Origin of the sequence: Aerosakkonema funiforme FACHB-1375 (genome assembly GCF_014696265.1) — a bacterium.
GTDB classification, from domain to species: domain Bacteria; phylum Cyanobacteriota; class Cyanobacteriia; order Cyanobacteriales; family Aerosakkonemataceae; genus Aerosakkonema; species Aerosakkonema funiforme_A.
The window spans coordinates 1-10,528 of sequence record NZ_JACJPW010000189.1; the positions used below are offsets into that span (position 1 = coordinate 1).

Annotated in this window: 4 protein-coding genes; 3 read left to right on the top strand and 1 reads right to left on the bottom strand. The window is 47.5% G+C overall.

Annotated elements, in window-relative coordinates:
* Window positions 1-306 precede the first annotated feature (306 nt).
* The 3 genes from H6G03_RS35920 (at window position 307) to H6G03_RS35930 (ending at window position 4,696) form a co-directional block, all read left to right on the top strand.
* Window positions 307-1,653 (top strand): septal ring lytic transglycosylase RlpA family protein, encoded by a 1,347-nt coding sequence (locus H6G03_RS35920; RefSeq protein ID WP_190475505.1) that lies wholly within the window; start codon window positions 307-309, stop codon window positions 1,651-1,653.
* Between the two features lie 205 nt (window positions 1,654-1,858).
* Window positions 1,859-3,433: a bifunctional pantoate--beta-alanine ligase/(d)CMP kinase gene (locus H6G03_RS35925; RefSeq protein ID WP_190475507.1), complete on the top strand. Its 1,575-nt coding sequence runs from the start codon at window positions 1,859-1,861 to the stop codon at window positions 3,431-3,433.
* A 270-nt stretch (window positions 3,434-3,703) separates the two neighbouring features.
* Window positions 3,704-4,696: a polysaccharide deacetylase family protein gene (locus H6G03_RS35930; protein ID WP_190475508.1), complete on the top strand. Its 993-nt coding sequence runs from the start codon at window positions 3,704-3,706 to the stop codon at window positions 4,694-4,696.
* Window positions 4,697-4,817: 121 nt separating this feature from the next.
* Here H6G03_RS35930 and H6G03_RS35935 read toward each other — a convergent pair whose 3' ends face one another.
* Window positions 4,818-9,518, bottom strand: coding sequence for a glutamate synthase-related protein (locus tag H6G03_RS35935; RefSeq protein ID WP_242060537.1), 4,701 nt, complete (start codon window positions 9,516-9,518; stop codon window positions 4,818-4,820).
* Window positions 9,519-10,528: the final 1,010 nt, after the last annotated feature.

The following is a 10,528-nucleotide window of genomic DNA, read 5'->3' on the forward strand; positions in this document are numbered from 1 at the left end:
AGGTAAGTAAAAATACTAATAGGAGTTTAGACTAACCGCGCCCTAAAGCGCGGTTAGTCTAAACTCCAGTTGTGATGACTGCTTTTTCATTGCAGTTAATTTTTAAATTTTCCATAAAGTTGGGCTGACTACAGAACAACCCCGATCCCCAAACACAAAACTTCGTGGTAGTCTGTTGCAGTTACAACTTGAAGAAATAAACACGGAACGAGTACGAGTTAAGAGGGAAATTCTACCGACGGGTGCTACCCCGTGCCTGACAAGGCAACATCAGTAGCAATCTCAACCTCGATTCCAGACAAGCCTATGAATGTAAAACTTTGCAGTAGCCTTATAGTCACCTTGCTCACAACTGGGTTGAGTACAATATCATCCTGTCAAGCACAAGCTCCCAACGCACTGGAACAAGAAACCAAAGCAAGTCATTTGAGAGCTTCTACCTCAGCTTCACCCCAGGAGAGTACTCGCTCAGTACATGGAGTAAAAGTGGGATCGCAATCCGAGCGTAATAGCCAGACCGATATCCCACAAAATAAGGCTAACTCGCCAGATGCAGATCGACCTGAGCCCTTGGCAAATGCACAGTCTGTAGATACAGTCAAAGTGGGCGAGTATCGATTGCGCCAGGGTAACGAGACACAAGCAGATGCGATCGCCAAAGTCGAACCTCATATGTGGGCAGGGCGTCAGGCTGCAACCCTTTACCTTCGGAATATTCCAGTTATCACCTTTATTGGTTCGGCTTCAGATAGCACCAGCGATATTAAAGTAGGGAAAGCTGGAGATGGCAAAGACACTCCTAGTGCTGAAAATGAAGCCGAAGTTGTCGAACCGAGATCTTCTGCCAACCAAGGGCAAAATTTCAGCGAACAAAGGCGACCCGGGCAATCTGAGAGCGATCCGGTTTGGCGGGCTAGTGTATTAGCAGCAAAGCTAAACCAGCTCAATCGCGACAACGTAGATGCTAATACGATCGCAGTTGTCTGGAATGGTGAGGCCAATTCTGTCTCAACAAGTCTACCCTCTTCCAGAACAAGACGTAACTCACAGCAAGAATTTCAGTCTGCGACTCGTAATAGACAAATCGGTGAAAGCTACATCATCAAAGTAAATGAGGAACAATTAGTCCAGATAGATGCAGAGACCAGGCTTCCAGACAGCACAAATAACCTAGCCCAAGATGCACTCCAAGTAACCAATCGCCTCCGACGACTGATCGGCAACGCCCCACCCTTAAGAGATATTGCGGGCAGACCCACAGCAAAACCAATCCAAATAGCCTTAACTACAGCTCCCGTTTTATCCCGCCTCAGAGGTTTGGCTTCCTGGTATGGCCCCGGCTTTCACGGCAGACGGAGTGCCAACGGAGAGATTTTCAATCAAAATGCTCTAACTGCTGCCCATCGCACATTGCCTTTTGGAACGCAAGTCCGGGTAACAAACCTTAACAACGGTCTTTCTGTTATTGTGCGAATTAACGATCGCGGCCCTTATGCAGGAAGGCGGATTATTGACCTTTCAGCAGCAGCAGCAAGGGTTTTGGGAATGATGCAAACAGGGGTAGCGCCAGTGAGCTTAGAAGTTCTCGGCAAATCGCAAACTGTAGCTGTAGAGCAAAATTACAGCGCTTTGCGCTGTAGTGAGGTACACTAAATATTCTGTAGCGATTTGTAATAAATTGGTTTACTAATTGCTACTGTACCTCATAACAGCGCAAAGCGCTGTAATTTCAGATTTCAGATTTCAGATTTATACAAAGAAAGCAATCTTCCCTTTGAAATCTGAAATTTGCGAAGTTTCCTTCGCGCTTCGCTATAAACTACTATCCTGAGAGTTGCGTGGAAACCTGGGGTTACTCGTGTACTTATGTACGACAGTTGCTGCCCTGCGCTGCTATCTGCGTCTGTGGCAGATCGAACAACGCCCGATCGAGCCAGAAGTCGGCTTAGTTCCTACTATGGGAGCTTTGCATTCCGGTCATCTGGCACTCATCGAACGCGCTCGACAACAAAATGACTTTGTGATAGTCAGCATATTTGTCAATCCGTTACAATTTGGCCCAACAGAGGATTTTCAAAAATATCCCCGTCAAATAGAACAAGATCGACAACTTTGTCAAAAGGCTGGGGTAGATCTTATTTTTGCCCCTACGGCTATAGAGCTAGGACTTGTAACCGCGACTGAATCAGCCACAACCGCTGTTTTTCCACCACAATCAATGACCTCGGTCTTGTGCGGACGTTCCCGCATCGGTCACTTTCAAGGAGTTGCCACAATCGTTACCAAGTTGTTGAACTTGATACAGCCTACAAGGGCGTATTTCGGTCAGAAGGATGCTCAGCAGCTTGCTATTATTCGACGTGTGGTGGCCGATCTGAATATACCAGTAGAGATTGTGTCCTTTCCGACAGTGCGCGAGTCGTCGGGATTGGCGAAAAGCTCCCGCAATCAGTATTTAACCGCAGAGGAAAAAGAACAGGCATCAGTTTTGTATCGCAGTTTACGGCAAGCGGAACTTGCTTTTCAAGGAGGCGAGCGCTCGAGCGCTCGTTTGATTGCTGTAACTAAGCTAGAATTGGCAACGGTTCAAGCGATTGAGCCCGAATATATTGAGTTAGTAGATCCGACGACGCTGATGCCTTTACAACAAATTGAGGAGGTTGGACTTTTGGCCCTCGCTGCCAGGTTGGGCACTACCCGCCTCATTGACAACATTATTCTGAGAAACCGTCAGCCGATTGTGGCAATCGATGGCCCTGCTGGGGCGGGAAAATCTACCGTAGCCCGTCAGGTAGCGCAGGCTTTGAAGCTGCTATACCTGGATACGGGCGCTATGTATCGAGCGGTGACGTGGCTGGTTTTGGAATCTGGTATTTCTATAGAAGATGAACCAGCAATCGCCGAAATTGTCAGTAAGTGCGATATTGAATTGGGTATGGGGGATGAACCTCAAGCTCCTATTCGCGTATGGATAAATGGCCAAGAAGTAACGCAAGCCATACGCAGCCTAGAAATAACCTCTCACGTTTCTGCGATCGCTGCCCAGACTCCCGTCCGCCAAGAGCTAGTCAAACAGCAGCAGCGCTGGGGTGAGAAAGGAGGTATTGTGATTGAAGGTCGCGATATCGGCACTCATGTTTTCCCCGATGCCGAACTCAAAATCTTCTTGACTGCTTCGGTGCAAGAACGAGCCCGTCGCCGTCAACAAGATCTCAAAAATCGAGGTGAGGCAGATTTGAGTTTGGAACAGATGCAGCAAAACCTTTCCGAACGGGATTGGAAAGATAGCAACCGTAATATAGCGCCGTTACGAAAAGCACCTGATGCCATTGAAATCCAAACTGATGGTCTTAGTATCGCTGAAGTTACCGATCGCATTATTACCCTCTACCGGGAGAAAGTGGAAGGACAAAGCTCGACCTTGGCTAATTAATCCAAAACCTAGAGCTATGGTAACTGCTAATGGTTAATACCTCGAAATTCAGGTAATCAGCCATCAGCAGTTAATTTTTGCTAACGATAACTTCGATTCGCTTCCAGGCTCGCCCCCGTAAAATTTCAGCTTATAGATTGGCTGAGAATATTTGCAAACGATGACATCTCAAAATTTGGCATTTAAAGGAGCAATATTGCAAGCTGCGCCCAATTTCTCAGTATATCGGACAGGAGTCCAAGCAGACATCACGCGATCGAGTCTAACTGTATGTTTAAGAAGGTTTTGGTGTTCGTTACCCTAGTAGCGGCTGTTTGTAGTTTTGCGATCGGTCTTAACTTGTCTGTCAAAGAAGGTTCTCGCGAGACTGTGGTGATATCTGCTGTCGCGCCTGGGCGATTGCCAATAACTCAACAGCAAAATTTAGATTCAGAAGTTGTTCGGCAACAAAAAGTAATCCAAAACCTACAATTTCCGATCGTTCAACCTCACGTTCAAGTAGGAGCAGAGTCTCTTCCCTCCTACAATGAGGGAAAATATCCAGCAGACGAAGAAGGCAAAATTTTTACAGTTCCTACCCAGTTTCAAGGTAAAATGCTGGAAAAGATGCCAATTCTGGGTGAAAAGAAACTGATTGCCCTCACTTTTGATGATGGCCCTTGGCCTAAAACGACTTTGCAAGTGCTAGAAATTTTAAAGAAAAACAATATCAAAGCGACTTTTTTTTGGGTCGGTCGTTGCGTCAAATATTTTCCACAAATAGCCCAACAAGTAGTAAACGAAGGACACGCGATCGCTAACCACACTTGGAGTCATTCTTACCGAAAAATGAATCCCAGTCAAGCAGCTAAAGAAATAGAAGACACGGCAGAACTGATTTACAAAACAACAGGAGTAAAAACATTTTTATTTCGTCCTCCTGGCGGTCTGTTGAACAATGGGCCGGCAGATTATGCGAAGGAGAAAAACTATGCCATCGTCAAGTGGTCAAATGACCCGATGGATTATCGCCCACTGCCTGCGTACCAATTAGTCAAAAATGTACTTCGTAAAGCCAAATCCGGCGATATTGTATTATTGCACGATGGTGGCGGCAATCATTCGGCGACGGTGAAGGCTTTACCGGAAATAATTGATAAGTTAAAACAGCAAGGTTTTGAATTTGTCACCATCCCCGATCTTTTAGAAATGAAAGCTCAAGAAATGAACGAGGGAGAGTCACAATTGAAATTATTGCCCGTGCCCAATTCACTTCCCGATTAAATACATTTATCTCATCACCACAAAACGGGAGAGCCCAATCAACGATCGGAATTAGGTTTGATGGTCTGACATTTTCTGAGAAGTCGGGTTTGTTGAAGAAACCCGACTTCTATGTTGGCAATTAAACTTTCAAACTTTCCAGCGTTTCAACAGATGGATTTACCTCTGGAGAATCAGCTTCTGAAGGAGGCACAACTTGCCAGAATTTGGGTAAATATTCTGTCCATTTCTCCAGAATCGTCATAGCTTTTTGGCTACCAGTGCGATCGGCATGAGCTTGGATGAGTTCCTGCAATTGCGCTTCTCCTACGGGCGATATCACCCGTTGAAACTTGACAATTTCGGGGTTGACTTTTTGGGCGAAACTGTTATCTTCGTCGAGGAAGTAAGCCAGACCGCCTGTCATTCCAGCGCCCACGTTGCGACCGACTTTGCCGAGGACGACCACAATACCGCCAGTCATGTACTCGCAGCAGTGGTCGCCCGCGCCTTCAATGACTGCAATGCCTGCGGAGTTCCGGACTGCAAAGCGTTCGCCAGCTTGACCTTTGGCAAACAATGTGCCGCCAGTTGCACCGTACATACAGACGTTACCGACGATCGCTGCCCCGGATGGGTCGTAGGTGGCGTCGGTTGGTGGCTGGATGATAATTTCGCCTCCGTGCATACCTTTGCCTACATAGTCATTCGCTTCTCCTTCCAGACGCAAAGTCATGTTCGGTAGGTTGAATGCACCAAAGCTTTGCCCCACAGAACCGACAAAGTTGAGGGTAATTTGACCGCTAAACCCATTATTGCCGTATTGGGATGCGATCGCACCCGCGAGTCTCGCCCCAACGGTGCGGTCTGTATTCACCACCCGCAGTGTCTTGCTGTATTCGCCTCGATCGCGGATAGCGGCTTGAATCTGGGCGTCTTGCAACAGTTGGTCGTCCAAAACAACACCGTTGCTGTGAACGGCTTCGTGGTTTAACCAGTTACGATTCGATCGCGTATCCGGTAATTGCAGCAAACAATCCAGATTCAGGGATTGGGTTTTGGTTAACTGGATACTGTCTCTTGTTTTGAGCAAGTCAGCCCGTCCGATGACTTCTTGCAGCGATCGATACCCCAAACGCGCCAGAATACTCCGCACTTCTTCTGCTACAAAGTAGAAGAAATTAACGACGTGTGCAGGTATACCAGTAAACCGCTTCCGCAGCGCCTCTTGCTGCGTCGCCACTCCGACAGGGCAGTTATTTGTGTGGCAGATCCGCGCCATGATGCAGCCTTCCGCAATCATGGCGATCGAGCCGAAACCGTATTCTTCGCCGCCCATTAAGGCACCCATCACCACATCCCATCCGGTCTTGAAGCCGCCATCAACGCGGAGGATAACGCGATCGCGCAGTTGATTTTCCATCAGCACCCGATGTACTTCTGTCAATCCGAGTTCCCAGGGGGAACCTGCGTGTTTAATGGAACTCAGTGGCGATGCACCGGTACCGCCATCGTGACCGGAAATTTGGATAATATCTGCATTTGCCTTGGCCACACCAGCCGCTACAGTCCCGATGCCGATTTCTGCTACCAACTTCACCGATACAGGTGCTTTGGGATTGATTTGGTGCAGGTCAAAAATCAACTGCGCCAAATCTTCAATCGAATAAATGTCATGGTGAGGCGGCGGCGAAATCAAGGTTACTCCAGGTTTCGATCGCCGCAACATGGCAATGTAAGGACTCACCTTCTTCCCAGGTAATTGCCCCCCTTCACCCGGCTTCGCGCCTTGCGCCATCTTAATTTCGATTTGTTTGGCACTCATCAAGTACTCTGGCGTCACCCCAAAGCGACCCGACGCTACTTGTTTGATGGCGCTGGATGCGGTATCCCCATTCCGCAGACCTTTCATGTGTGGCAAGGTGGGGGAATAGCCGTTTTCATCCACATCATCCAGAACTTTGTAACGTACAGGATCTTCGCCACCTTCCCCGGAATTCGACTTACCGCCGATGCGGTTCATCGCGATCGCCAACACTTCGTGTGCTTCTGGAGACAAAGCACCCAGCGACATTCCCCCGGTGCAGAAACGTTTGGCAATCTCCTCGACCGACTCCACTTCCGACAAAGGTATCGGATCGCGATCGCTCTTAAATTCCAGCAAATCTCGCAGCGCAGTTACCGGACGCCCTTCCATATATTTCCGGTAAACTTCGTAATGGTCGGACGCGGGGGAATTTTGGATTTTGGATTTTTCTATATCCTCTGCTTTAAAAGCAGCAACAGCTTTATGCAGCGCCTTCGCCATTTCCGGACTGTTCATGTGGTATTCCCCACCCGGACGGTACTGAACAAATCCGAAGTTCTCTAACTTCTTAATTGTCAATTCCGGGAATGCTTTGGAGTGGAATGACAAAACTTCAGAAGCTAATTCCGCCACCGTCAAACCGCCAATGCGAGAAGCAGTACCTTTAAAGCCCAACTGCAACAAATCCCCACCAATACCTAGAGCCTCAAAAATTTGCGCCCCCTGGTAACTTGATAGCAGAGATATCCCCATTTTCGACAAAATCTTCAGCAGACCGTCTTCTACGGCTTTGCGATAGTTTGCTTCCGCCTTGATTAACGTAGATTGGGTAATTTTGCCCCTTTCCATCATCCCTTGCGTTTTGGGGTTATGCCACCAAGCCCGCACTGTTTCTAAGGCGAGGTAGGGACAGATGGCACTCGCGCCGTAGCCGATCGAACAAGCAAAGTGATGGGTACTCCAGCACTGTGCGGTTTCTACAATCAAACTGGCTTTCATCCGCAAACCTGACGCAATCAGGTGGTGGTGTACCGCCCCTACGGCCAAGAGAGGCGGAATGTAGGTCAGTTCTGCACTCAGTTTGCTAGATCTATCGCTCAATATCAAAATCTTTTTACCATTTCGCACTTCTTGTGCTGCTTTGGCACACAAAGATTTAACTGCTGCGGCTAAACCTTCTGGCCCTGTGGCGATTTCAAATAAAGTGGATAAGTCGGCGGTGGGAAATTCCGAAGCGCGAATCGCATCCAATTCTGTCTCGTTCAGTATCGGCGATTCCAACTTGAGCAAGTGGGCATATTCGGGCTTGGCTGCCAACAAATTACCCTTTTCGCCCAAATACATTTCCAGAGACATCACCAATTTTTCCCGCAGGGGGTCGATCGGCGGATTAGTCACTTGGGCAAACCGCTGCTTGAAATAGTCATACAGCAAATGCGGTCTGACTGAAAGCACTGCCAAAGGAATGTCATCTCCCATACAGAAAGTCGGTTCTTTCCCGGTAGATGCCATCTCCTCAATAATCATTTCCACATCTTCAATGGTGTAGCCAAAGGCAGTTTGATGGCGCAGTAAAGTAACGGCATCTGGTGAAGAAGTTTCTTTTGGAGATTGGGAACTTAGAGAAACGCGGGATTTCAACCATTCGCCATACGGCCTTAAAGAAGCCACGCGCTGTTTGATTTCCCAATTTTTGAGAATTTCGTGACTTTCCAGATCGACTGCGATCGCTTGACCCGGCCCAAGACGACCCTTTTCCACAATATCCCCCTCCGGGATATCCACCACCCCCGCTTCCGATGCCACTACAATATAACCATCGCGGGTAATCGAGTAACGCGCCGGACGCAAACCGTTGCGATCGAGCGTCGCCCCCACCTTCTTGCCATCACCGAACACCAGCAACGCCGGCCCGTCCCAAGCTTCCTGAATGCCGCTGTAATATTCGTAAAAATCGACAATTTCGGGATATTTATCCAAATCCGGCTGGTTTTTGTAAGCTTCCGGCACTAACATCATCAATCCTTCCAAAGGACTGCGCCCGGACTGCACGATTAATTCCAGGACATTATCCAAATTAGCCGAATCGCTATTTTCGGGATTGACGATCGGCTTGAGGTCATTTAACCTTTCGCCCCAAATTTCGTGGGACAAATCTGCTTCCCGCGCCACCATCCAGTTGATGTTGCCCAGAAGGGTATTGATTTCCCCATTGTGTCCCAAAAACCGCATCGGTTGTGCGAGCGGCCATTTAGGCATGGTATTGGTACTGAAGCGACGGTGATAAACGGCGAAACTACTCTGGTAAGCGGGATTTTTCAGATCGAGGTAAAAATCTCCCAACACAGCCGATCGCACCATCCCCTTGTAAACTATTGTGCGACTGGAAAACGAACAAACATAGAAATCCGTACTGATTCCCGAAAGCTTGTGACCTTCCAAGTTATCTGCTTTGAGCGTCTTCTCAATCCGTTTGCGAACGACAAACAAAGCCCGTTCTAAAGCATCCCCCCGCAATTCTTCACTTTTCACCAATACCTGTGCGATTTTCGGTTGATTTTCCCGCGCTTGAGTTCCCAGCAACTCTGGCTTAACGGGTACTTCCCGCCAACCCAGCAAAGCCAATCCTTCTTCGGCTAAAATACGCTCAACAATTTGGCGATCGCCAGCCGCCTTTGTGGCATCTTGGGGTAAAAACACCATCCCCACGCCAATCCCATCTGGAGATGGCATTTCCAACTTATTTTCTGCAAACCACTGACTCAATAACTCCCAAGGAATACCCGTCATCAAGCCAGCACCATCTCCGGAATCTCGGTCAGCACTGCAACCGCCTCTATGTTCCAGACAAGTAAGCGCAGCCAAAGATTTGGCAATTAACTCGTGGCTTTTCAAACCATCTTTATGGGCGATAAAGCCGACGCCACAAGCATCTCGTTCTTCTACCAACCATCTTTGGCCTCGATAACCGACAGCCGCGCTTTGGTTTTGGTGCGATCGGTTTTCTACTTCGTTTCGATCTACAGTCTTATTCATGGAATGATTCATGTTGGTTAAACTCAATAATTCAACAATTGACCAAAAGAATTTCAGATTTCAGATTTATTTAGATTTGAAATTTTAGAATCTGAAATTTGCGGAGTAGACACTTAGCACACTTGCGTCGCTACTTCTGTCAGGCTCTCCCATTGTTGTGGCGATCGTAAAAACTTATTTAATCGTAGGGTGGGTGACGCACGGGCGATAATTTAAGTATTTTCAAGCAATCATTAAGTTCCCGTGCCGTAATCCACCATTCCACATATCTGTAACATAGACAAACATTTTCCACCATAAACCCGAAAGACCCGGCACCCCTCCTCATCACTCTGCCACTTTCGCTTCTTATATCTGGTATGTTTTGATTCTTATAGGAGCGACGCATTTCAATCGAACACTCTGTTTCTTTTAATACGTTTATATGCTTCTTTTTGGGCTTTCAGATAAACCTCGCCCCAAAAACTTTCCCAATGATTTTAGGGTCAACCTCTTCTCTAAACCAAGTTGAGAAGGAGATTTAGGCAAGATAGCAGAATAAGATATTATACAAAATACGCTTCTCTTGGCAATCCCCAATTGGCAGGGTGTCTTTACACGCGATCTATAGCGTCCTATCTTGCTGTATGCTTACCCGCGAGATTCTTTTTTCCTGGCGGGGTAAGGAGTTAAGCCGATCCGATCGTACCGATCTCAGCTTTTGTGCAGTTGAAGCAAAATGGTGACAGCTTATCAAGTGAGTCTGCCATAAAATAGGCATTACTTTTTATTATGAGGCAGGGCCACAAAATAGATCGCGTATCAAGTCATGCTTTTTTGATAAAGGCGATCGAGCGAGGCATCTCATTAGTTGGCTCATGAAACAGCAATATTTTAAGTCGCCGCACTAGTCGCGTGCTGTCAGAGTAAGCTTCTAGTAGGAGTAAAACTGGACATTTCCGGACATTCCGTGACATAATTTCGGATGACTTGGCTCTTTGACTGGGCGACCCTGGATGGAACACATTGTA

Excerpts from the sequence above, each read along its gene's own strand:
- H6G03_RS35920 (WP_190475505.1), top strand. The coding sequence starts at position 307 with ATGAATGTAAAACTTTGCAGTAGCCTTATAGTCACCTTGCTCACAACT.
- H6G03_RS35930 (WP_190475508.1), top strand. The coding sequence starts at position 3,704 with ATGTTTAAGAAGGTTTTGGTGTTCGTTACCCTAGTAGCGGCTGTTTGT.
- H6G03_RS35935 (WP_242060537.1), bottom strand. The coding sequence starts at position 9,518 with ATGAATAAGACTGTAGATCGAAACGAAGTAGAAAACCGATCGCACCAA.